General features: G+C 47.1%; 19 protein-coding genes and 2 tRNA genes. 13 read left to right on the top strand and 8 right to left on the bottom strand.

Annotation, left to right across the window (positions count from 1 at the left end; genetic code table 11):
- Nucleotides 1–72 precede the first annotated feature (72 nt).
- Nucleotides 73–1047 carry an HTH-type transcriptional regulator CysB gene (cysB, locus tag BM359_RS04520; RefSeq protein WP_054488359.1) on the top strand — a complete coding sequence of 325 codons (975 nt, stop codon included), beginning with the start codon at nt 73–75 and terminating at the stop codon, nt 1045–1047.
- Between the two features lie 22 nt (nt 1048–1069).
- Here the strand turns inward: cysB and BM359_RS04515 are convergent, their stop codons facing one another.
- The 3 genes from BM359_RS04515 to pabB all read right to left on the bottom strand — a co-directional run bounded on the left by BM359_RS04515 (nt 1070) and on the right by pabB (nt 4533).
- A complete protein-coding gene (locus tag BM359_RS04515) occupies nt 1070–2443 on the bottom strand; it encodes an L-serine ammonia-lyase (protein ID WP_054488357.1) in 1374 nt (457 codons plus the stop codon).
- Between the two features lie 96 nt (nt 2444–2539).
- Nucleotides 2540–3154: a CoA pyrophosphatase gene (locus tag BM359_RS04510; protein WP_054488355.1), complete on the bottom strand. Its 615-nt coding sequence runs from the start codon at nt 3152–3154 to the stop codon at nt 2540–2542.
- Nucleotides 3151–4533, bottom strand: coding sequence for an aminodeoxychorismate synthase component I (pabB, locus tag BM359_RS04505; RefSeq protein ID WP_054488352.1), 1383 nt, complete (start codon nt 4531–4533; stop codon nt 3151–3153). The genes BM359_RS04510 and pabB overlap by 4 nt, the downstream gene beginning before the upstream one ends.
- 137 nt (nt 4534–4670) lie before the next feature.
- Between pabB and BM359_RS04500 the strand changes: the two genes are divergently transcribed.
- Nucleotides 4671–6194 (top strand): fumarate hydratase, encoded by a 1524-nt coding sequence (locus BM359_RS04500; protein ID WP_054488350.1) that lies wholly within the window; start codon nt 4671–4673, stop codon nt 6192–6194.
- Nucleotides 6195–6196: 2 nt separating this feature from the next.
- Nucleotides 6197–7537 carry a DNA recombination protein RmuC gene (gene rmuC / locus BM359_RS04495; RefSeq protein ID WP_459543461.1) on the top strand — a complete coding sequence of 447 codons (1341 nt, stop codon included), beginning with the start codon at nt 6197–6199 and terminating at the stop codon, nt 7535–7537.
- A 25-nt stretch (nt 7538–7562) separates the two neighbouring features.
- Here rmuC and cysZ read toward each other — a convergent pair whose 3' ends face one another.
- The gene (gene cysZ, locus BM359_RS04490) at nt 7563–8303 is read right to left on the bottom strand and encodes a sulfate transporter CysZ (RefSeq protein ID WP_054488346.1); all 741 of its coding nucleotides are present in this window, start codon (nt 8301–8303) and stop codon (nt 7563–7565) included.
- A 144-nt stretch (nt 8304–8447) separates the two neighbouring features.
- Between cysZ and smc the strand changes: the two genes are divergently transcribed.
- Genes smc through ligA form a run of 3 tightly spaced genes read left to right on the top strand, consistent with a single transcriptional unit; the run spans nt 8448 to nt 14852 of the window.
- Nucleotides 8448–11906 carry a chromosome segregation protein SMC gene (gene smc / locus BM359_RS04485; protein WP_054488344.1) on the top strand — a complete coding sequence of 1153 codons (3459 nt, stop codon included), beginning with the start codon at nt 8448–8450 and terminating at the stop codon, nt 11904–11906.
- 21 nt (nt 11907–11927) lie between these two features.
- The gene (zipA, locus tag BM359_RS04480; RefSeq protein WP_054488342.1) at nt 11928–12827 is read left to right on the top strand and encodes a cell division protein ZipA; all 900 of its coding nucleotides are present in this window, start codon (nt 11928–11930) and stop codon (nt 12825–12827) included.
- A gap of 12 nt (nt 12828–12839) precedes the next feature.
- The gene (gene ligA, locus BM359_RS04475) at nt 12840–14852 is read left to right on the top strand and encodes an NAD-dependent DNA ligase LigA (RefSeq protein WP_054488340.1); all 2013 of its coding nucleotides are present in this window, start codon (nt 12840–12842) and stop codon (nt 14850–14852) included.
- On the opposite strand, the gene BM359_RS04470 is transcribed toward ligA, so the two are convergent.
- Genes BM359_RS04470 through gloB form a run of 3 tightly spaced genes read right to left on the bottom strand, consistent with a single transcriptional unit; the run spans nt 14849 to nt 17805 of the window.
- A complete protein-coding gene (locus BM359_RS04470; protein ID WP_054488334.1) occupies nt 14849–15355 on the bottom strand; it encodes a hypothetical protein in 507 nt (168 codons plus the stop codon). The two genes, ligA and BM359_RS04470, sit on opposite strands and share 4 nt — an antisense overlap.
- An 8-nt stretch (nt 15356–15363) precedes the next feature.
- Nucleotides 15364–16995: a LysM peptidoglycan-binding domain-containing protein gene (locus BM359_RS04465; protein WP_054488332.1), complete on the bottom strand. Its 1632-nt coding sequence runs from the start codon at nt 16993–16995 to the stop codon at nt 15364–15366.
- A 48-nt stretch (nt 16996–17043) separates the two neighbouring features.
- Complete coding sequence (gene gloB, locus BM359_RS04460; RefSeq protein WP_054488330.1) at nt 17044–17805, bottom strand: hydroxyacylglutathione hydrolase; 762 nt, start codon at nt 17803–17805, stop codon at nt 17044–17046.
- A 74-nt stretch (nt 17806–17879) separates the two neighbouring features.
- Between gloB and BM359_RS04455 the strand changes: the two genes are divergently transcribed.
- The gene (locus tag BM359_RS04455; RefSeq protein ID WP_054488328.1) at nt 17880–18635 is read left to right on the top strand and encodes a class I SAM-dependent methyltransferase; all 756 of its coding nucleotides are present in this window, start codon (nt 17880–17882) and stop codon (nt 18633–18635) included.
- A 15-nt stretch (nt 18636–18650) separates the two neighbouring features.
- Nucleotides 18651–19040 carry a rhodanese-like domain-containing protein gene (locus BM359_RS04450; RefSeq protein WP_054488326.1) on the top strand — a complete coding sequence of 130 codons (390 nt, stop codon included), beginning with the start codon at nt 18651–18653 and terminating at the stop codon, nt 19038–19040.
- 1 nt (nt 19041) lies between these two features.
- Here the strand turns inward: BM359_RS04450 and rnhA are convergent, their stop codons facing one another.
- Complete coding sequence (rnhA, locus tag BM359_RS04445) at nt 19042–19515, bottom strand: ribonuclease HI (protein ID WP_054488324.1); 474 nt, start codon at nt 19513–19515, stop codon at nt 19042–19044.
- 51 nt (nt 19516–19566) lie between these two features.
- Here rnhA and dnaQ point away from each other — a divergent pair, with 51 nt between their 5' ends.
- The 5 genes from dnaQ (at nt 19567) to BM359_RS04420 (ending at nt 24292) form a co-directional block, all read left to right on the top strand.
- Nucleotides 19567–20274: a DNA polymerase III subunit epsilon gene (gene dnaQ, locus BM359_RS04440; RefSeq protein ID WP_054488322.1), complete on the top strand. Its 708-nt coding sequence runs from the start codon at nt 19567–19569 to the stop codon at nt 20272–20274.
- Nucleotides 20259–21587 (top strand): TIGR03503 family protein, encoded by a 1329-nt coding sequence (locus BM359_RS04435; RefSeq protein ID WP_074930776.1) that lies wholly within the window; start codon nt 20259–20261, stop codon nt 21585–21587. The genes dnaQ and BM359_RS04435 overlap by 16 nt, the downstream gene beginning before the upstream one ends.
- Before the next feature lie 140 nt (nt 21588–21727).
- Nucleotides 21728–21804 (top strand) — tRNA-Asp (locus BM359_RS04430).
- A 25-nt stretch (nt 21805–21829) separates the two neighbouring features.
- A tRNA-Asp gene (locus tag BM359_RS04425) sits at nt 21830–21906 on the top strand.
- A gap of 208 nt (nt 21907–22114) precedes the next feature.
- Nucleotides 22115–24292 carry a M3 family metallopeptidase gene (locus BM359_RS04420; protein ID WP_054488320.1) on the top strand — a complete coding sequence of 726 codons (2178 nt, stop codon included), beginning with the start codon at nt 22115–22117 and terminating at the stop codon, nt 24290–24292.
- Nucleotides 24293–24317: the final 25 nt, after the last annotated feature.

The following is a 24317-nucleotide window of genomic DNA, read 5'->3' as shown; positions in this document are numbered from 1 at the left end:
TTGTCATAGTTATTAAGATTATTATAGTATTTTCTTATATCACATTTCGCAAACAGAGTGGCACGTTCCTCAATGAAATTACAGCAGTTACGCTACATTGTTGAAGTAATGAATCACAACCTGAATGTTTCCGCGACGGCTGAAAGCTTATTTACGTCGCAGCCGGGAATCAGTAAACAGGTGAGAATGCTGGAAGATGAGCTGGGCGTGCAGATATTTGGCCGGACAGGAAAGCATTTAACCCACGTAACACCTGCTGGTAAAGACATTATTTCGGTTGCACAACAAGTTCTGGATAGCGTTCAGTCAATAAAAACCGTTGCAGCTGAGCATACCTTGCCAGATCAGGGGAAACTCAATATTGCGACAACTCATACTCAGGCTCGTTATGCATTACCTGACGTTATTGAACGTTTTATTCAGCATTACCCTAAAGTGTCGCTGCATATGCATCAGGGGTCACCTGAACAAATTAGTGAAGCAGCAGCAAAGGGGCGAGCTGATTTTGCTATCGCCACTGAAGCATTGCACTTATATCATGATCTGATCATGCTGCCCTGTTATCACTGGAATCGTTCTATTGTGGTACCAAAGTCGCACCCGCTTACGCAGCTCAGCAAAATAAGTATTGATGATATTGCTCAATTCCCGTTAGTGACTTACGTGCATGGTTTTACCGGTCGTTCTGAACTTGATAAAGCTTTCGCCGCGGCCGGGCATGAACCTAAAATTGTTTTTACGGCAACCGACGCTGATGTCATAAAAACTTACGTGAGGATGGGGTTAGGAATTGGCGTATTAGCGAGTATGGCTTATGACCCTAAAGTTGATACGGATCTTGTTGCGATACCAGCTGAACACCTGTTCGCGCACAGCACGACCAAAATAGGTTTCCGCCGAGGTACGTTTTTACGCACTTACATGTATGACTTTATAGAGAATTTTGCACCGCACCTAACCAGGGAGCAGGTACAAAAAGCGACGCAACTGAAAACTCAGGAAGAAATTGATAAGTTGTTTGAGAACTGCTCATTGCCGATGCGTTAAGCACCGGCAATGATTTTTGTCGTTAACATTCAATAATATTGACTGCCAAGCCGCCGCGAGCGGTTTCTTTGTATTTGGTTTTCATATCGTTTCCAGTGTCCCACATGGTTTTAATTACTTTATCCAGAGACACTTTATGGTCGCCTTCGCCTCGCATGGCTAAGCGGGCAGCGTTAATGGCTTTCACAGAACCCATTGCGTTTCGTTCAATACAGGGTACTTGTACTAAACCGCCCACAGGGTCGCAAGTTAAGCCAAGGTTATGTTCCATACCGATCTCTGCCGCATTTTCGACTCTGGATGGATCACCGCCCATAAATTCGGCCAGCGCACCTGCGGCCATTGAACAGGCAACACCGACTTCACCCTGACAGCCGACTTCAGCGCCAGAAATAGAAGCGTTTTTCTTATACAGAATACCGATAGCCGCTGAGGTTAGCAGAAAGCGCACGACGGCATCTTCGTCCAGGGTTTCGATAAACCTGTCAGCATAGCTCATTACTGCCGGTATAATACCTGCGGCACCGTTGGTGGGGGCTGTGACTATACGACCACCCGCAGCGTTTTCTTCATTAACGGCTAATGCGTATAAATCTACCCAATCCATTACCTGCATAGCATCGCTGGACTTTTCTTTCTTCAGGCGCTGATATAAAGACGACGCGCGACGGCGCACTTTGAGACCGCCGGGAAGGATACCTTCGGTGGTAATACCGTTTTTGATGCTTTCCTGCATTGTGCGCCAGATTTTCATTAAACCGGCACGAATATCCTCTTCACTACGAAAGGCCTTTTCGTTGGCCATCATTAATGAACTCATGCGCATACCATGTTCTTTGCAATGCGCCAGAAGGTCAGCGGCACTGTCAAACGGGTACGGAATAGGTTTGGCGGACTGTTCTATTGCTTCTTCCAAAGTCTCGTCAAAGTCTTTATCGCGAACGATGAAGCCACCACCAATAGAGTAGTAAAGATCGCTATAGACTATCTCACCGTCTTTCAACAGCTTGAGCTCCATGGCGTTAGCGTGTTTCGGCATGGTTTTGCGCCGGTGAAAGGTAATAGCACCTTCATTCGGGAAAGAAACTTCCTTCTCACCCAATAAATTCAAAGTTTCGGTTTTACGAGTTTGTTCCAGAAAGTCCTCAACACTGTCAGTGTCGACGCTTTCAGGCGTTTCGCCGGCAAGTCCAAGAATAACGGCTTTGCCCGTACCGTGACCTTTACCGGTTTGACCAAGCGAGCCGAACAATTCGACTTTTATGCCGTCGGCGTTGTCGAGATGCCCGGCTTCTTTTGCCATATGCAAAAAGTCATAGGCTGCTTTCATTGGCCCTACCGTATGAGAACTGGAAGGACCAATACCAATTTTATAGATATCAAAAACGCTAATCATAGTTATCCTTACCTGTCGCGCATGCTCGTTCTAATTATTATAGTATTGTCGCATGATTCATGTGGGGGGAAGCAAGTTTTAAACAAAAATAAGTGGTCAGTTCAGTGGTCTGAAATGATTTTTCCCGTCGGGCTGTAATTGTTCTGACAATTCGCGCAAGATTCCGGCGGTTGCGCCCCAGATATTTCGATGTTGCCAGGGGATGAAATACACCCGGTCGTAGATAAACTTACGAATACGGTAAACGTAATGGTTTCCATGATCGAGAATATCAGCCAGTGGTACTTCAAAAATCTCTGCGACTTCACTTTCCTCGGCAACCAAGGGCTGTTGTGGTGAGACAAAAGCCACATAAGGGCGGATCATAAAATACGATAAGACAGGGTAGTCGTGTAAACGCCCTATGACTTCGACCTGACTGCGGGGCAGGCCAATTTCTTCTTCTGTTTCGCGCAGCGCAGTATCCAGCAGGTCAGTATCAGTATCATCAAACCGGCCACCAGGAAAACTGATTTGACCCGCATGCTTGCGCAGTTTGCTGGAGCGCCGGGTGAGTATGAGTGAGAGTCCGTGTGGTCGCTCAATAATGGGGATTAACACCGCTGCCGGGCGTAAACGTTTACGCAAAGGCTCATCAACTCTGCGCTCAACCGGGGGGGATGGGTAAAGGCTAAAGCGACGAATAAAGTCTGCGCGGGTGTTAATCGTCATGATGCTAATACCGGCAGGATGCGTGACACTTTGTCTTTGGTTTCCTGATACTCATCTACGGCTGTGGAGTCAGCCACCAGTCCGCCGCCGGCCCAGCAGTAAAGCTCACCGTCTTCGGCAAGCAGCGTACGAATGGTAATGCTGGTGTCACTGCGACCGTGCTGAGAAAAATACCCCATACTGCCGCAGTAAATATTACGGCGATGCGGTTCCAGCTCTTCAATGATCTGCATGGCCCGAATTTTAGGAGCTCCGGTAATAGAACCGCCCGGGAAAGCGCCGTTAAACAGACTTAACGCGGTACGGTCGGGTTGCAGTTTGCCGGTAACTGTTGATACCAGGTGGTGAACTGCCGGAAAGCTTTCTATGGCAAACAAACTTGGTGTTTTTATACTACCTGACTCACAGTTTTTACTCAGGTCATTACGCAGTAAGTCAACAATCATCAGGTTTTCTGCCCGGTCTTTTTCTGAGGTTAACAGAGCCTGCTGACTAGCTTGATCTTTGCGCGAATCTTCAAACCGCGGACGCGTACCTTTAATGGGTTTTGTTTCTACCTGCCCCTTGGCATCGGTGAGCAAAAAGCGTTCCGGCGATAGACTCAGAATAGCGCTGCCGGGAAGTCGCATAAAAGCAGAAAATGGTGCTGAATTCGCTTGCCGTAACTTCAGGTAAGCCGACCATTCACTGCCTTGATACCTGGCTGAATATCGCTGTGCTAAATTGATCTGATAGGCATCACCAGCCAGCAGATAGTTTTGTACCGCGTTAAATTTCCCGGTGTACTGCTGCTCGCTCATGTTACTTTGCCAGTTGCTGACTAATTGAAAGGCTGCAGCTTTCTTAGGCTTCGTTGCCTGGTTCCAAAACTCGGTGAGCTCTTCTAACTGATCGACTGGCGCAACTAGCCATACCCTGTCGTTCTTCCGGTCGATAATCAACGCCTGGCTGTAATAGGCCAGTACCGCATCCGGAGACTGGTAGGTATCCGCATTAAACTCAGGAATGACTTCCAGTGAACGACCATGGTCGTAGCCAACAGCGCCGGCAAAGCCACCCTGAAAAGGCAGTTCAGCAGGCCCGGAATAATGACCGGATAACAGATTCAATTGCTCGGCATAATGACAAAGCTCGGCTGCCGACTCGGGAGCGGGGGGAAGTTTTGACGGCTTGTCTGTTGTTACTTTCAGTTTGCCTGCTTTACAACTTAAAACCAGTTCTGGCTGTCGGAAGATAATATCATAGGCACAGTTTTCATGGCTTTGTGCAGCAGAGTCCAGTAACAGTGCGTAGCTTTCATGCTGACAGCGCTGAAACAACTCAATAGCTGAGGCCTGGCAATTAAGTTTTATCGCACAGAGATCCGGGAAAACACTCACATCATGCTCGCAATTCAGGCTGGTTACTCATTACCAATATACTACCACAGCAAATATTCGCCGGTCAGTGGCACTGGTCAGTTGTTAGCGAAAACGCTATTATAGCGCCACGCAAAAGTTAACCAAGAGGCAGTTCCATGACCACCATTCGTCAGGCCGATTTTATTGACAGTATTGCCGATGCGTTGCAGTACATTTCTTATTATCACCCACTGGACTTTATTAAAGCACTGGATGAGGCATACCAGCGTGAAGAGAGCGAAGCGGCAAAAAATGCCATTGCTCAGGTACTGACTAACTCGCGTATGTCTGCACAAGGGCACCGTCCGATTTGTCAGGACACCGGTATTGTCACCTGTTTTGTGAAAGTGGGCATGGGTGTGCAGTGGGATAAAACTGACCTGACGGTTCAGCAAATGGTGGATGAAGGTACTCGTCGAGCCTACAACAACCCGGACAACCCGCTGCGTGCTTCTATTGTGGCTGACCCAGCGGGCTCCCGTAAGAATACTGGCGATAACACTCCGGCCGTGGTGCATATTGATATGGTACCGGGTAGTGAAATTGAAGTCATGATTGCTGCAAAAGGTGGTGGCTCAGAGAATAAATCCAAAATGGCCATGTTAAACCCAAGTGACTCTATTGCGGACTGGGTTGTTGAAACCTTGCCGAAGATGGGCGCTGGCTGGTGTCCGCCGGGTATGCTCGGTATTGGTATTGGCGGTACGGCTGAAAAGTCTGCGGTATTGGCAAAAGAATCCTTAATGGAGTCTGTCGACATCCATGAGCTTATTGAGCGTGGCCCGCAAAATGCCGAAGAAGAGCTGCGTTTAGAAATTTTTAACCGCGTTAACGCGTTAGGTATCGGTGCTCAGGGTCTGGGTGGTTTAACAACGGTGCTGGACGTGAAGATTAAATCACTGCCGACCCACGCAGCTTCTAAGCCGGTGACCTTAATTCCAAACTGTGCAGCCACGCGTCACGTGCATTTTACTTTAGACGGCAGCGGTGCAGCAGATTTAACTCCGCCTAAATTAGAAGACTGGCCGGATGTGACGTTTGAGCTAGGCGATGATGCTCGTCGGGTGAACCTGGATGAAGTAACTAAAGAAGACATTCAGGACTGGAAAATGGGTGAAACTGTGCTCTTGTCCGGTAAGTTACTCACTGGTCGCGATGCCGCTCACAAGCGCATTAAAGGCATGCTGGATAACGGCGAAAAACTACCGGTTGATTTCAACAACCGCTTTATTTACTACGTAGGGCCAGTAGATCCTGTGGGTGATGAAGTTGTTGGTCCGGCAGGTCCTACAACTTCAACTCGTATGGATAAATTTACTGATCAGATGCTGGAAGAAGCCGGCATTATCGGCATGGTCGGTAAAGCAGAGCGTGGCCCTGAAGCCGTAGAAAGTATTCGTAAGCACAAAGCCGTTTATCTGATGGCCGTTGGCGGCGCGGCTTACTTAGTGGCTAAAGCTATTAAGAAATCTCGTGTGGTGGCCTTTGAAGATTTAGGTATGGAAGCCATTTACGAATTTGAAGTGGAAGACATGCCGGTCACTGTTGCTGTGGATAGCGATGGTCAAAACGCGCATACTCAAGGTCCTGCTATTTGGAAAGCCAAAATTGCTGACCTTAATGAAAAATTAGGAGCTTAATGATGTCGCTGGCACTGTGGCAATGGATGGCAATAATTGGAGTGCCGGTTGTGACTGTCATTACGGCGTTGTTGTTGCTTTGGCAACAGCAGCGCCGTTTGCGTTTACAGGCAGAGCAGCAAAATACGGCACTGGAACAGGACTCGGATATTCTTCGTGAGCGCGTTGATGAGCTTCAGCGTGAAGTGTATGAAAAAGACAGTCGTTTGCGCGAAACGCTGGCCAGAGCTGAGCATGAGCAGAAAACCGCAGAAGAGAAGCTGAACTTATTAAAAGTCAGTGAAGAACGTCTGACCCAACAGTTTGAAAACCTAGCGAATCGTATTTTCGATGAAAAGTCGAAAGGACTGCAACAGCATCATCAACAGTCCTTGCAGGCTACGCTGGAGCCTTTCAAACAACAAATTGATGCGTTTAAAAAGCAAATTACTCAGCAGTATACTGACGAAACCAAAGAGCGCTCTGCTTTAAAAAATGAGGTTATGTCGCTTAAGGATTTGAATCGCCAAATGGCGTCTGAAGCTGAAGCATTAACCCGCGCATTAAAAGGCGACACCAAGCAACAGGGGAACTGGGGCGAGGTAGTACTGGAGCGTATTCTGGAGCAGTCCGGTCTGCGTGAAGGGCACGAGTATCAGACACAAGCGCATCACCGCGACGAAGACGGCAAGTCGTTCAAGCCCGATGTGATTGTGCATTTGCCGAATAAAAAAGACGTAGTTATCGACTCAAAAGTTAGTTTGTCGGCTTATGAGCGGTATTTTAATTCTGACGATGATGCAGACCGCGAACGGGCGTTAAATGAGCATGTTCAGTCGCTGAAGCAACACATAAAACAGTTGGGTAAAAAGAGCTACCATCAACTGGAAGGGTTACGCACGCTGGATTACGTGTTGATGTTTATTCCTATTGAGCCGGCGTTCTTGCTGGCGGTTGATCGTGATCCTGAGCTTATTCGGCTGGCGCTGGACAACCAGATTATGCTGGTAAGTCCTACGAATTTACTGGTTGCGCTGCGTACCGTTCACAATATCTGGCAGTATGAGTATCAGAACCAGAATGCTGAAAAAATAGCGACCGATGCCGCACGTTTGTACGACAAGTTTGTGGGCTTTGTCGAAGACTTAGAGAAAATTGGTAACGGCTTACAAACGTTGGATAACCGTTATCAGGAAGCCATGAAGAAGCTGAGTACCGGGCGCGGTAACCTCATTGGCCGAGTGGATAAATTCCGTCAGATGGGTGTGCAAACGAATAAGCGATTAAATCCGGATTACCTTGATTCCGAAGAAACCTCTCCGGAAGGTATTGAATCCGATGGTGCGGATAAGAAAAACGACTGAGCCAACGCTCAGTCGTTTACTTTTATCAACTTAATGCACTGCGACGATAATGATCAACCCACAATGAGGTCGCGCCACAAACCGCCAGCGGCATAATAATTAAATTAATCAGTGGTATCATGGTTAGTACGGTGACACCGAAACCAAACCCCAGTGTTTTACCGCGGCGTTTATGCAACTCGGAACGCATCCTCGGGAAGGACAGTTTGTGATTATCGAAGGGGTAATCAAGGTACTGTATCGACATCATCCAGCAAACAAAGATATACCAAAGCACCTGCCCGATAACGGGAATAATGAGCGACAAAAGAAAAAAGCCAAGCGCTCGCGGAATGTAGTACATGAGTTTTTGCATTTCCCGTTTTAATGTCCGCGGAATATCCTTAAAAAGACCTAAGAAACCCTCGTCGCCGAGGCTTTCACCACTTTCGTAGCGCTCAACTTTTTCTGCCAGAAGCCCGTTAAAAGGGGCCGCAATTAAATGCATGATGGTGCTAAAAATAAACGAGAAGAGCGCAATAATGGTAATAACTGCAAGTGGCCATAAAAGAAATTCCAGCCATTGGAAAAAGTCGGGCAGCCAGCTCATAAAGCGATTCAACCAATAGTCGACTTGGCTATACAGCCAGCTGAAAGCAAGCGAGAACAGGATAAGGTTGGTCAGAATAGGTACTAGGACATAACGACGGAGGCCCTTAGTTCGGATAAGTTGTAACCCTCGACCTATGTAAGCAAGTCCAGAATCGCTGTAGGCTGCTTTTTGCATGAAAACTCCAGAGGTATAAATTTGCTTATTATAATAAGGCAATACAGTGGCAATGTGAGGGCTAAATTGTTACAAATGGCTACCGGATCTGCTAGAGTCTTGTGATAATAAACTGTCGTGCTAATAACGAATAAAAACAACTGAATGCGCCTAAAACACATCAAACTGGTTGGTTTTAAATCTTTTGTGGATCCAACCAAAGTTCCTTTCCCTGACCAAATGACCTGCGTCGTCGGTCCGAACGGCTGTGGCAAATCCAATGTGATTGATGCCGTGCGCTGGGTGCTGGGTGAAAGTTCAGCCAAAAACTTGCGTGGCGATGCCATGAGCGATGTGATTTTTAATGGCTCCAGTGCCCGTAAACCGGTTTCTCAGGCCAGTGTTGAGCTGGTATTTGATAACAGTTCGGGACGTATTCAGGGTGAGTACGCAGCATTCAATGAAATTTCAGTTAAGCGTCTGGTGACCCGAGACGGCCAGTCGAACTATTTTTTGAACGGCAGCCGTTGCCGACGCCGTGATATTACCGACCTATTTCTGGGAACCGGACTGGGTCCGCGAAGTTACGCCATTATTGAACAAGGCATGATTTCCCGCCTGATTGAATCACGTCCGCAGGAACTGCGGGTGTTTATTGAAGAAGCCGCAGGCATTTCAAAATACAAGGAACGTCGTAAAGAAACCGAAAACCGGATGCTGCATACACGCGAGAACCTTGAACGCCTGAGTGACGTTCGCGAAGAGCTCGGTCAACAGCTCGAGAAGCTGGAGCGTCAAGCAGCTGCTGCCATTCGTTATAAAGAACTGAAAGCCAGTGAGCGTAGATTTAAAGGTGAACTGCAGGCCCTGCGCTGGCTGAAGTTGGATAATCAACGACAGCAGTTGCAGGCGCAGTACGCGGAGCAGCAAACGGAGCTTGAACGCTGGCAGGCACAGCAAAGTGGTGATGAACGGGGTGCGATTGAGCTGAAAGAGCAGGCAGAAGAAGCGCGCGATAAGGTTGAGCAGTCGCAGGAAAAGATGTTCTCGGTGGGTAATGAAATAACCCGTATTGAGCAAACACTGAAGCATCAGCAAGAGTTAAAAGAGCAGCGCAGTCAACGGCAGCAGCAGTTAAACGAAGAAATTAACCAGCTGGATGAGCAACTGGCGGATGATCGCCTGCAAAGAGAACAACTGGAAGAGCAGCAACTGATGCTGGAGCCTCAGCTGGAGCAGGTTGAGGAACAGCTCGAAAGGGTATCAGAACAGTCTCAACAAGCTAATGAGCAATGGCGGCAGTGGCAGCAACAACAAAGACAACACCAACAACAGCAACGCGATGTTGAAAAACAGCGACAGCAGGCGCAACTGAAGCTGCAAGAGCTCAAACAAAGCCAGCAATATGCGTTGCAACAAGTCGAGCAACTTCACAGCCAGCAACAAGAGTTGCAGCAACAGGAACAAGCATTATCTGTTGACGAGAACGAACAGGCTCTGGTTGAGTTAAAGGGTCAGCTGGAGCAGGAAGAAACTCGGTATCAGCACAGTAAAGACCAACTGCAGAAACTTCAGCAAGCTCTTAAAGAACAACAGGAACAACATCGACAGACTCAACAGCAACAAGATAAAGCTCAGGCTCAGTTAACCGCCATTGAGCAATTGCTGGAAGGGAAGCAAAATAACGACAGCCGCAGTGAAAGATGGATACAGGAGAAGTATCCAGACAACTTGAAGGTCAGGGAATTACTGCAGGCTGAAAGTGGCTGGGAAATGGCGGTTGAACAGCTGGCTTATGACTGGTTGGATGCCGTGGTTCTGGAGCAAGCTCCGGAAGACACACAAGCAGTTTCCGGTGTAAAGTTGATTTGGCCTGCAAGCGCACAAGAGCCCGAGAGCTGGTCGCTGGCTAATAAAGTCAAAGGTCCATTACGTTATTGGGCGCCGTTGCAGCAGTGCCTGGCAATTGACCAGGAAGCAAGTGCCAGGCAGCATTTGCAACAGAGTGATGCCAGTTTTGCCGTGTCGAAAGCCGGTAACTGGTATTGGCAGGACGGCTTTATTGCAGCTCGTGTTGACGAGGATAATAGTGTCCTTCACCTGCAGACACAGCGTCAGAAGTTACTCGAACAATTGGAGTCGCTGGCAGCCAGGTTGTCTGAAAGTGAAGCGCAGCTGGAACAGACTCAGACGAAGGTTGAGCAGGCACAAGAGCAACTGGAGCAGGTTCAGGAGCAGGTTCAGCAGACTCGTAATCAGCAGGGTAAAGTCGAAGAGCGATTGCAGTGGAATATGCAGCAGGCTGAGCAAATACAGCAGCAATTAGCGAACGTGCAAGATAAGCAGCAAGAGCAACAACTGCATGCTGAAAGTTCGGCAGAGCAGCAACAGCAAATTGAAATGCAGCTGGAAGAGTTTGAATCGATGCTGGAACAAACTGAGCAGGTTGATGAAGACTTTGGCGCACAATTGGAATCTAAAGTTCGAGCCGAAGATGAACAGTTGCAGCAACTGCGCAGTCAACAGCAACAGATGACACTGCAACAGCAGAATTTACAGGCTCAGGCCGCGCAGTTGCAGAAGTTACTGCAACGTAGTGAACAACGCTACCAGCAACTTCTGCAGGAACGCAGTGAGCAACAGGCTGCAGACACAGATGAGAATCAAGATGCACTCGATGAGCGGTTGACGGAGTTACTGGATAAGCGCGGTGAAGTTGCGGAACAATTGCAGGAGCAACGCCAGCAATTGTCGCGGTTAGAACATGACTTGCAACAAATAACTCAGGGACAGAGTGCAATTCAAAGCAAAATAGGTCAGGCCAAAGAGGCGATGCAAACCACTGAAATTGAGCAGGTTAAGCTTCAGGAACGCAGTCAGGCCGTGCTTGAAACTCTGGCTGAGACAGGTCTTACTTTGAAAAGTATATTGGAAGAGCTGTCCTCTGAAGCTGACGAAAAGCAGTGGCAACAAGATCTGGAATCAATACAGAGTAAGATAAAACGACTCGGTGCTATAAACTTAGCGGCAATTGATGAAGCTGAAGCGCAAAGAGAGCGTAAACGGTATCTCGACCAGCAGGTGGATGATCTATCATCGGCGTTAGAGACTCTCGAAGCTGCTATCCGTAAGATTGACAAAGAAACGCGTCACCGGTTTAAAACAACCTTTGATGCAATAAACCATGATTTACAAATTTTGTTTCCTAAAGTTTTTGGTGGTGGTAGTGCTACGCTGGAACTTACCGATGATGACTTACTGGAAACAGGCGTTACTATCATGGCACGGCCACCGGGTAAGAAAAACAGTACAATTCATTTGCTGAGCGGTGGAGAAAAGGCGCTGACCGCATTATCATTGGTGTTCGCGATATTTCGCTTGAATCCGGCACCCTTTTGCTTGCTAGATGAGGTTGATGCACCGCTAGATGACGCCAATGTGGGTCGTTTTTGTCGCCTGGTCAGTGAAATGTCGGAATCGGTACAATTTATTTATATTAGTCACAACAAGGTGGCTATGGAAATGGCAACTCACCTGGCCGGGGTCACCATGCAAGAAGCGGGTGTCTCGCGGTTAGTAGCCGTTGATGTGGAACAGGCTGTGGCGATGACAGACGCTGGTTAAAACAGGCTTTATGGAGCGAAAATGGGCAGTTTACAAATTACCCTTAGTATTCTTGGGATTCTGGCAATAGCCGGCATTGTTGCACATGGCGTCTGGAAAATACGTAAAGGCAATGCGCAACAGCGTCAACGTGAACAACGCGTCGCTGAAAATAGGCAACAACAGTCGTCAGCTTTTGATGACGACGGTATAGGCGAAGTACGTGTCGTTAAACATAAGGCGGAAGAAGCGGCAGAAGCCAAAGAGTCTGTTGCGCCTGAACTAAGCTCTTCGACCTCAGAGAAAGAGGACGACAACGAGCATATTGAACAAATGTCGATGGATTTAGATCGTGATGACGAGCTTTCCGAGTCACTACCCTCTATGCGTGTCAGTAATGAAGAGCAAGTTGACGTTGAGCAAACGGAGCTTAAATTCGACGATAACGACGAACATGACGAGGAAGTCGAGCAGTACGAAACGGTAGAGGAAGATAATCAGAAAAACTCTGAAGATTTTGAGGCGGTTCCGGAAGAAGTTATTGCCTTGCATGTTAAGGGGCCGGTACAAGGCGCTGTCTTATTGCAAATGATGACTGAGCTGGGCTGTAAGTTCGGAGAGCTGGGTATCTTCCATCGCTACGAAAATACGGCCGGTACGGGACCGATGATTTTCAGTGTGGCGAATATGTTCAACCCGGGAACTTTTGATCTGGATAATATGGAAAACTTCGAAACTGAAGGTGTTGCCTTTTTCATGGCGTTACCCATGAAGTTTGACGGCCAGCAAGCCTTTAATATGATGCTTAATGCGGCTAAGAAGCTTGCCACCGAAATTCCGCAAGGACAGGTTTTGGATGGGCAGCGCCAGTTATTGACCCGCCAGTCGATTCACGAAGCTCGCCAACGTATTCGTGAGTTTGAACGTAAACATTCAGCTTAACTACAGGTTACTATGAATCAGTCTGTTTCCCAGCGTATGCAAGAGCTGGAAGAGTTACTTAATCGTTACAATAAAGAATACTACGAAAACGACGAACCAAGCGTACCTGATGCTGAGTATGACCGTTTATTTCATGAGCTAAAGGCATTAGAAACTGAGCATCCCGATTTAAGAAATGCTTCGTCGCCCACGATGAAAGTTGGCGGGAAGCCGCTCGGTCAGTTCAAAACCGTTCAGCATGAAGTCCCCATGTTATCACTGGATAACGCCTTTTCTGTTGAAGAGTTTGAAGCGTTCAGTAAAAGAGTTGAGCAGCGCTTAGATACTAATCAAACAGTGACTTTTTGTTGTGAGCCTAAACTCGATGGTGCTGCAGTTAGTCTCCTTTATGAAAATGGGCTATTAGTACGAGGGGCAACACGTGGCGACGGTCAAAGCGGCGAAGACATTACAGAAAATGTGAAAACCATTCGTAACGTGCCACTAAAGCTTTCCGGCGATGTTCCCGAACGGCTCGAAGTGCGCGGTGAGGTGGTGATGCCGTTAGGTGCTTTCGAACGCTTCAATGAGCAAGCACGTTTGCGCGATGAAAAAGTTTTTGCCAACCCGCGTAATGCGGCGGCAGGCAGTTTACGACAGTTAGACTCTAAAATTACGGCTAAACGGCCTTTGCATTTCTATGCATACAGTCTGGGGGTAATTTCAGAAACCACTCAACTGCCTGACAGTCATTATATGCGTTTACAGCAACTGAAAGACTGGGGGCTGCCAGTCAACATTGAAATTAAAACTGTTGAGTCGGTGCAGGGCTGTGATGACTACTATGAATCTATTTTAGCGCGTCGGGACTCTCTGAACTACGATATCGATGGTGTCGTTTTTAAAGTCGACTCTGTTCGTTTGCAACAAGATTTGGGCTTTGTAGCCCGGGCTCCGCGCTGGGCTATTGCTCGTAAGTTTCCTGCGCAGGAACAGCTGACGACGATTACCGGAGTCGACTTCCAGGTTGGCAGAACAGGCGCTATTACGCCTGTAGCACGCTTAGAGCCGGTTAATGTCGGAGGAGTAACGGTATCGAATGCAACCTTGCACAATGCTGATGAAATTGAGCGTTTAGGTGTGCGAATTGGTGACTGTGTGAGTATTCGTCGCGCCGGAGACGTGATTCCGCAAGTTGTGAGTGTGGTAAAAGATAAACGTCCTGAAAAAACCGAAGCTATTGAGTTTCCTCTGCACTGTCCGATTTGTCAGTCAGATATTGAGCGAGTCGAAGGTGAGGCTGTAGCCCGGTGTACGGGAGGTTTGTATTGCGCGGCTCAGCGCAAAGAAGCGATTAAACACTTTGCTTCTCGCAAAGCCATGGATATCGACGGGTTAGGCGATAAAATTGTAGAGCAACTGGTTGAAAGAGACTGGATAAAGTCACCTGCGGATCTTTACCGTTTATCAAAAGCCGAGTTGGCAACTTTACCCCGAATGGGCAGTAAATCTGCTGAAAATCTTCGAAATGCGATTAAAGCAACACAAGAAACAACGTTAGCCCGTTTTATTTATTCATTAGGTATTCGAGAAGTGGGTGAAGCGACGGCCAACGCGCTGGCAAATCACTTTAAAAACCTGGATGCGCTCGTTGCAGCTAATAGTGAGCAGTTACAGGAAGTCCCGGATGTAGGAGCCGTTGTGGCGCACCACATTGTGTCTTTCTTTCAGGAATCTCATAATCAGCAGGTTGTGGCGGAACTAAGGGAGTTTATTTCCTGGCCGGAAGGCGAAGACGCCAGCTCTGTTCAAAGTGATCGTCTGACGGGTAATACCTATGTGATTACCGGTACTTTGTCGACGATGACTCGCGATGAAGCAAAGTCAGCACTTGAAGCGCTGGGAGCAAAAGTCGCTTCCAGTGTTTCTAAAAAGACAACAGCTTTGGTTGCGGGAGAGAATGCGGGTTCTAAATTGACTAAAGCCCAGTCCCTCGGGCTTTCAATACTCGACGAAGAGGCATTGCATGAGCTGCTAAAAGACTAGCGCCCGCGAGAGCTCAGGTCTTTTAGCAGGCCTGAGCCATTGATATCAACAATGCCTTTCTCTTCGTCGAACTCAAACTTGATAGTAGGGTGCGTTGTATCCAGCAAAAAACTACGATCATTAATTTGTACGCGCAGATGTCGAAGTGGCTCTTCTTCATCAAATTCTCGGCGGCGATTCACACTAATTTTATGCTCACCAATATTTAACTCAAAACCCTTGAAGAAGCCGTTAGCAAATTCAGCCACATAAACTTGCCCCTGCTTATTAACAAACAGGTTCAGAATATAGTTCGGCGGCATTTCCGAGGTCCGCATCTGAGATTTTCCTGCGGTGAAAATAATGGTGTCATAAACCTTTTTATATTCGAAACCAAAATCTAACGGTTCAGTGCGACCCGAAGGATAAATGACTTTTCCGCTTCCTTCTGCTTTCCAGTCAGCTAAAGTTTGTGCGCTAAAAAGTAATGCTATAACGACAAAAACAAATTTTAAGTTGTTCATAGGTTGCCTCAACTACTCACCTCAGTGACATTTACTTTTAACTTAAGCATTTGTCCTGGCTGTAGATATCGATTGCGCTGAATATTATTCCATTGCTCTATTTGACGAATGGTGACATTAAACTTATCAGCAATCCTGGCCAGTGAGTCACCGGTGCGTACACGGTATCGGATATTACGCATAATACTGTTGATACCGCTTTGTACTGCCGAAGAGGGTTCAGCTTCCGTCCAAACCACCAATTCTTGCCCTGGTCTTAAATAATCACCAGGAGCCATAGAATTCCAACGTGCTAGATCTCGTAAATTGACACTGTAAGCACGGCTAAGATCCCATAGTGTATCACCGGACTGGACAACGTGCTCTAGACGTTTACCCTGACGCTTTTGATCTTGACGGTCTTCGCGTCGCTGATCCTGAGATAGCTTATAGTTGTCGATATTCAAGGTCGCAACAGGCACTAACAGATGTTCACCTGCGCGGATGATATGACTGCTTATATCGTTAACCTGCTGAATGACGTCGACCGAGGTATTGTATTTACTAGAAATGGTTAACAGACTTTCACCGGATTTAACCTCATGGCGCGTCCAGCTCAGCCAATCTTTAGGCTCGGTTTCACTTAATGCCTGCTTAAACTTTTCCGCATTTTGGTGAGGAAGAAGTAAACGGTGTGGCCCGTTTGGTGCCGTTGCCCAACGGTTATAACCTGAGTTGTATTGGTGCAGTGAATCCAGCGGCATATCAGCCATGTCAGCGGCTAATGCTAAATCAATTTGCGCCGGAGTCTCAACCACTTCCAGTTTGGGTTGGTTTTCAATGGGGTACCATGCAATGCCATACTCTTCACTGTTGGCAAGTATTTCTGCTAACGCAAGCAACTTGGGCACGTAAGCTCTTGTTTCGCGCGGTAGAGATAGGTTCCAGAAGTCAGTTGGTTTGTTTAATCGTTCATTTTTCCGAATGGCTGCGGCCACGCGACCCTCACCCGAATTGTAGGCAGCAAGGGCATGCATCCAGTTGCCGTCAAAGTAACGGTGTAACGCTTGTAAATAGTCTAACGCGGCATGAGTTGCTGCAAAAACGTCACGGCGGCCGTCGTACCACCAGTTGATGTCTAAACCATATTGGCGTGCTGTACCCGGAATAAACTGCCAAACACCCGAAGCACTGCCGTGGGAATAGGCGAATGGGTCGAAGGCGCTTTCTACTATCGGTAATAAGGCCAGGTCAACCGGCATGTCGCGCTTTTCCAGCTCTTCAACAATTAAGTGAAGATAAGGCTCGGGCCGCTTAGCTACTCGGTCCAAATATTCGGGGTGACTCGCATACCAGTTGCGCTGACTTTGAACTCTGGGTACATCCGGTACCTCAAAATGCAGCTGCTGCCGAATTCTTACCCATAGGTCGTCCTGCTCCTGAGGTGTCAACTCGACAGGTTTGGTCGCAGCCACTTCTTCTTCAGTGGGCTGGCTAATCACTTCTTCAGGAATGGGTGTTAATTTGAGCTCAGATGGCTGGTTGGTTTCTATCGGGTCGTTGTCGCTAAACAGCATCGTGTTTTGGCAGCCACCCAATGCCAGGCCACTGGCTACCATACAGTACTTAAACCATGTGTTCTTTCGCTTGCTGTTTGTCATGCGTAATTTACTTCCGATAATTATTAAAATCTTGAGGAGTTTAAAGAATCACGCGTTATCTTTCCACTGTCTAATTGTGTAAAAAACGTCCTCAGGGGTATTTTTTACACTTCCGGCATGTTCGCTGGCCGCTGCAATAACACTTTTCTGATCAAAACGAAGAAAGGGGTTAATGGCTAACTCCAGCTGTAACGTACTCGGTAGAGTAATTAGGTCTTGCTCACGCAGCATTTTGACCTTTTCAGCATAACTTTGTAGTACAGCGTTGTTTGGCTCAACTTTTAATGCAAATGAGAGGTTTGCCTGGGTGTACTCATGCGCACAGAATACTCGGGTTTCACCCGGAAGCTTGCGTAGCTTTAAAAGAGAACGGGTAAACTGTTCTGGTGTGCCCTCAAACATTCGACCACATCCGCCAGAAAATAGTGTGTCACCGCAGAATAGGAAACCTGGAGTATAAAAACTAATGTGATCTAAAGTATGTCCCGGCGTACTAAAAATCTGCCATGAAATGCCGCCAACCGTTACTGTGTCACCCTCGCTGACCGTTTTAGTTAAGGTTTTTATTTCAGGGTTATTCGGGCCAATGACCTGACATGGAGTTTCCTGGAGCAATTCAGCAATACCACCTGTGTGATCGTAATGGTGGTGAGTGACCAGAATAGAATCAATACTTTTATTGTTTTGTTTCAGCCATTGTTGAACGGGTTTAGCTTCTCCAGGGTCTACAATAATAACCGTGTCATTATTACTGGTTTCAATCGCCCATATATAATTGTCATCAAAAGCTTCAATTGCATGAACTCGCATGTTACCCCCTATAACGCTAGGATGAGAAACCCAGCGAGTAAGTTGAAGATAAGTTCATAATACAGGAATTAGCCGTGTTAATTAAACCAGCGTACTCAAAAATTGATTTAGCAGCTCCGGAAGATTGGCAACAAATGGCCTGTGGGCAGTACATGGTGGAGCAAACGGCGGAGCTTATCCGGTCTCACCAACGCAGGTTGAAACCCGGAAAGACGGTAGCAATTAGCTCACTGGGACCGGGGCTCAATGAGTGCTTTAGAGGCAACGCAGACTGGCTGACTTTAGGTGCCGCCGGAAAGGTGGCGGTGCGTAGTAAGTTGACTGACATGGCGCTAAAACAAGACAGTGTGGATAACCTTATTGCTCCTTTTGTCCTTGAATTTTGTCAAAACCCACACAAGCTATTAAGAGAGGTTACTCGAGTTCTGGATGATGACGGTGTACTGGTGTTGACTGGCTTTAATCCATATAGCCCGGCAGTAGCGAGTGGATTCTTTGTTCGTCATAAAAAGAGCTTTCCCTGGTGTGGGCGGTATTTTACGTTGATAAGAGTAAAAGACTGGCTGGAAGTTTTAGGGTTTGAGGTGCTTGAGTCTGAATTTTATGTTTCACACTTTTTACACCACAGCGAACACAGAGGAAGCGACTGGTCAACAAAGCTGAGCGAAGTGATACCGGGAATGCGCGCCGCTTACTTTATTGTGGCCAGGAAACAAACTTTAATAACTCGATTGAAACCCTCTGTTCAGCGCAAACAGCTTGCGGTAAATGGAAGACAAACGGCAGCGGCAATGACGACAAAACAGTTTTCAAAATCTAAACGCAATTAAAGAGGTATTGAATTTATGATTACAGCACAAGAGTTATGTGGCAAAGCGAAATCTAATGTAAAAGAAGTAACAACCGATGACTTACAAAAGGCAATAGAGCAGGGCGCTCGTGTCATCGACGTGAGAGAACCTGCGGAATACGGTCAGGGCCATATTCGCGAAGCAGTGAATATGCCCCGGGGTGTGCTGGAAATGCAATTGAATCAACACCCCGATGTGGCAGGTTATGATAATGCACTTGAGCGCATTGCTGAGAAGCCCCTGTATCTTATTTGTCGCACCGGTGGGCGTTCAGCTCTGGCAGCGGAAAGCCTGCAACGCATGGGGTTCAACGACGTTTATAGCGTCGATGGAGGGATGAGTGCCTGGCAGGAGAAAAAACTGCCGGTAGTTGCCGGCGAGTAATTTACTCGCCTTCAAACCCTTTATCTTCTAGTAGTGGCTCGCGCGTTGCGGCGTTGCGGGCCAGTTCATCACAACGCTCATTTTGTTTATGCCCGGAGTGGCCTTTAATCCATTTCCACTCTACCTTATGGCGACTAACCTCCTGATCCAGTTGTTGCCACAGATCTTTATTTTTTACCGCTTTACGTGCTGACGTACGCCAACCATTTTGTTTCCAGCGTTGCATCCATTGTTCAATGCCTTGTTTTACATATTGACTATCGGTTGTAAGAATAACGTGACATGAGCGTTTTAGAGCACGTAAACCTTCAATAGTAGCCAGCATCTCCATTCGATTATTGGTTGTTAGCTGATACCCCTGGCTTAGCTCTTTGTGATGTTTGCCATATTCCAGCACGGCACCATAACCGCCTGGACCGGGATTCCCCAGGCAAGAGCCGTCGGTATATAAATGAACAGTTTTTGAGTTCGACATGTTACTTGCTACTATATCCATTGTTTTCAGCGAGTATATCAGGATTTCAGCATGCGTCAGGTCGTATTAGATACAGAAACTACCGGTATTGACCCTGCCAAGGGCCATCGAATTATCGAAATTGGCTGTGTGGAGCTTATTAACCGCAAATTAACCGGTAATCATTTCCATGTTTATATTAATCCTGAGCGGGTGGTTGAGCAGGAGGCCATTGAGGTTCATGGAATAACGAACGACTTTTTGACCGACAAGCCTGTATTTGCTCAGGTTGTCCACGATTTTATCGAGTTCATTAAAGGTTCGCAGTTAGTGATTCACAACGCACCTTTTGATGTGGGTTTTATGGACGCTGAGTTTAGCCGTATAAGACCGAATGTCGGCTTAACGAATGACTACTGTACGGTACTGGATACTTTGCAGTTAGCGCGCGAAATGCGGCCAGGGCAAAAAAATAATTTGGATGCTTTGTGCCGTGCCTTTGGTGTTGATAACTCGTCTCGTGAACTGCACGGCGCATTGTTGGATGCTGAAATTCTGGCTGATGTTTATTTAATGATGACAGGCGGTCAGACAGATTTGAACCTGGCTAGCCACGGAAAAAATCATCAGGATGGTTCGCAAAAAGTTGAGCACCAGCGAGTGACTAACCCTCCGGCATTAAAGGTTTTACGCGCAACGGCCGATGAAGAAGCATTACATGAGGCGCGTTTAGCGCGAGTTAAAGAAGAAGGTGGGCGCTGTCTGTGGCAAGACTCTTAGCTTTATTACTGGTTCTGGCGACTAGCTCAAAAGCACTCGCGATACAGAGTTTTAGTGATGTTGACTCTAAAGAGGAAGTTGAAAAGCAGGCGATGAGCCTGATAGAGGGCGATATTATCAATAAGTTGCCAATTAAAGGTCAACGCTTTCGTATCGACGACAATGTAGAGGAAATTACCTTACTGTTTTTTCGAGAGCCGGGCAGTAAGCCTCTGGTTTTGATAAAACCGGATGGCAGTAAATGGTATGACTCACGCTACCCAGAAAATAAAGTTACGTGGTATACCGATCCTAATTTTGACATTATTCGAATTAAAGAGCCTCAGCCGGGTCCTTGGCAGGCTGCGGGTCGTATCGATGAAAATAATAAAGCATTGGTAATTTCTGATATTCGTTTTGAAGCCGAACCGTTGCCGAACCCTTTATTTCAGCATGAAGAGCTAAAAGTTGAGGGTAAGCTCTATAATGGCGATGAAATGGTCGAAACTGCACGTTTTCGCCAAACGGTCATATTAGATGTGCTTTTTGTCAGCACAAATAACCCGGATTTTGACAATTTTGGGGCTAATCCAGCGCGGGTTGCCCAATTTGAAGATAATGGGCGGGGACACGATGAGCAAGCTGGTGACGGTGTTTTTACCGGCTTTTTTAACCTGAGTGTTGAACCGGGTGAGTGGATGGCCACTTATGAAATGACAACACCGCTGTATCAGCGAGTGTTTGAATTTGGTCCGCTTGAAGTTGAACCGCTGCCTGTTGAATTTGAAGTTATCCAGTCTGAATCTGTCGACGAGAATCACCGGTTGCAGATTGAAGTGGATGATAACTGGATAGATCCTAACAGCTTGGTTATTAATGGAGAGACCGCTTTTCCTAATGGTGAAGTGCGTAAATTCACTGTCAGCGAAACCGAAGGGTTTCCGCACCATGTTGAGATTGCAAACCTGGCCTTTGGTAAGCATTTAGTCGACTTGGATATTTTTGCGACAACTGTCGATGGTAGGGAGTTTGAGGCCAGAATTGACGACTTCAGCTTTATTGCAAAAGAGCCACCACCACCAGAGCCTACCGCAGCCGAACTTGCTGAGCAGCAGCAAAGAGAATTAGAGCGACAGCGGGAGCAGGCTCGCCAGGAACGAGCAATAAAAGAAAAGCAGGCAATGACGAATCTGATCATCATTGTTGTCGTGAATTTTGTTTTGATTGGTCTGGCTTTGTTTGCGCTGTGGTGGTTTAAATTCAGGCAAAAGAAAGTATCCACTGAAGCGGCTAATCCTGAAACAGGAAATGCAGAGAAAAGTGGTAAAAAATGACCTTTGTGGTTAAAAAAGCGCAGATCTGAATATAAATCAGACAGTCGGCAAAAATCTTTAAAAAAAGTGTTGACTCATTTGCCCCTCACTCGTAATATGCACGCCGCGTTGAGGGAGACTTCAACGTGTAGTACTAATGCGGAGTGGTAGTTCAGTTGGTTAGAATGCCGGCCTGTCACGCCGGAGGTCGCGGGTTCGAGTCCCGTCCACTCCGCCATTTAGTACGCCCCCAAGAATTTTGCGGAGTGGTAGTTCAGTTGGTTAGAATGCCGGCCTGTCACGCCGGAGGTCGCGGGTTCGAGTCCCGTCCACTCCGCCATTATTCTGTTTAATCTCCCTGTTTTATAGCTTTGCTTTCCCATTTTGTCCATTACAGTACGCCTGTATTTCCGTGATCACAGTTTGTTTCACATTTTTACCCTGCAGATCATGCTTTTTGCCGTTTAACTCTTGAGCCAAAGCTTTCCTGGGGCTAGAGTATTGTCACCAAAATCACAATGACATAACAAAGACAACGGGAGATACCCATGCGTAAAACTTTACTGGCTGTAGCTGTGGGCGCAGCAGTATCGTTGGGAGCTTGCAGTGATGCAAATAACTCATCAACTACTGAAAACCAAGCTGCATCTGCTGACAGCAGTCAACAAGCAACAGCATCAAACCCTTTCTTCGAGGCAAGCTCATTGCTTTATCAAGCTCCTAATTTTGATGCCATTGAGTTCAAACATTTTGAACCTGCATTTGAGCGTGGTATGGAAGAGCACATGGCCGAGATTGAGGCTATTGCGACAAACTCAGAAGATCCTACGTTCCAAAACACCATTGTTGAGATGGAAAAAGCGGGAGAAATTCTTAGCCGCGTAAGCTCAGTATTTTATAACCTTTCATCTTCTAACAGCAGCGATGAAATTCGTGACTTACAAGGTAAGTTAGCACCTAAGATGGCGTCGCACCGTGACAATATCATGCTTAACGCAGACTTATTTGCGCGGGTTAAGCAGTTATTTGATAACCGTGATGCGCTAGAGCTGGACTCAGAGTCTGAGCGTTTGCTGGAAGACACTTATAAAGGCTTTGTTCGTGCTGGTGCGGAACTGAACGATGAGCAAAAGCAGCAAATCCGGGATATCAACAAGGAACTTTCAAGTTTAACCACTGAGTTCCAGAAGAGCTTGATGGCGTTGACGCAGGAAAACGTTATTGTCGTAGATACTAAAGAAGAGTTGGCCGGATTAAGCGACAGCCAGATTGCTTCTTTGGCAAGTGCGGCAGAAAGTCGTGATATGGAAGGCAAGTATGCAATTACTCTGACAAACACCACTCGTCAGTCAATTCTTACTGATCTGGAAAATCGCGAATTACGTCAGAAAATCTGGGAAACCTCAGCGAATCGTGGCTCAGGTAATACCGCGACTGATACTCGTCCTATGGTTCAGCGTTTAACTAAGCTTCGTGCCGATAAAGCAAAACTATTAGGCTATGACAGCTGGGGTGACTACGTACTAGCCGATAACATGGCGGGTACTCCAGAAGCTGCTCAGTCAATGCTGCGTGACCTGGTTCCGGCTGTTGTCAGCAACGTAGAGAAAGAAGCGCAAGAAATTCAGGCAATGATTGAAGCCGAAGGCGAAGATTTCGAATTGAAGCCTTGGGACTGGTTCTATTACGCTGAGAAAGTGCGTGAAGAGAAATACGCAATTGACGCAGACGAAGTAAAACAATACTTCGAATTTAACCGCGTATTAGAAGACGGTGTCTTCTACGCAATGAACCAATTGTTTGGTATCACCTTTGAAGAGCGCAACGACATTCCGGTTTATCATGACGAAGTGGTTGTGTATGAAGTAAAAGACGTTGACGGCTCAAGTATTGGCTTGTTCTATGCCGATTACTTTACTCGCGACAGCAAGCGTGGCGGTGCCTGGATGAGCTCATTCCGTACTCAGTCTGAGCTGATGAACCAGAAGCCGGTTATCCTGAACAACATGAACATCACTAAAGCGCCGGAAGGTGAACCAACCTTAATCAGCTTTGATGAGGTATCAACTATGTTCCACGAAATGGGACATGCCTTGCATGGTATGTTCTCTGACGTTAAATACCCGTCTCAGGCTGGTACTTCAGTACCTCGTGACTACGTCGAGTTTCCATCCACTTTCCAGGAAGACTGGACACTGAACGAAAAAGTTATCGCGAAGTATGCGAAGCATTACGAAACCGGTGAGCAGATACCTGACGAACTGCTGCAAAAAGTACTGGATGCACGTAACTTCAACCAGGGCTTTGATACCTTAGAGTATCTCTCTGCTGCATTACTTGACCTTGAATACCACACTGTGGAGCCAGGAACTGAGATTGACGACGTTGCGGCATTTGAGCAAGAGGCACTGGAGAAAAACGGTGTAGCCGTTGAAGCGGTACCACCACGCTATCGTTCGACTTATTTTGCTCACGTATTTGCCGGCGGTTATTCAGCGGGTTACTACGCTTACATGTGGAGTGAAGTACTGGCGGCCGATGCGTTCAAACACATGGGCAATAACGGTGGTCTGAGTCTTGAAAATGGTCAGGCTTTCCGTAAGGAAATTCTGTCACAGGGCAGCAGCAAAGACCCAATGCAACAGTACATCGACTGGCGCGGTCAGGAACCGACTGTTGAAGCTCTGCTTGAACGTCGCGGATTGACAGACCCAAGTATCGACTAAGTCATACTGAAATAATTTCGACTGA

Source organism: Idiomarina abyssalis, from assembly GCF_900116625.1.
Taxonomy (GTDB): domain Bacteria; phylum Pseudomonadota; class Gammaproteobacteria; order Enterobacterales; family Alteromonadaceae; genus Idiomarina; species Idiomarina abyssalis.
The sequence above is the reverse complement of the archived record's forward strand: the minus strand, read 5'-3'. Positions and strand labels throughout refer to the sequence as shown.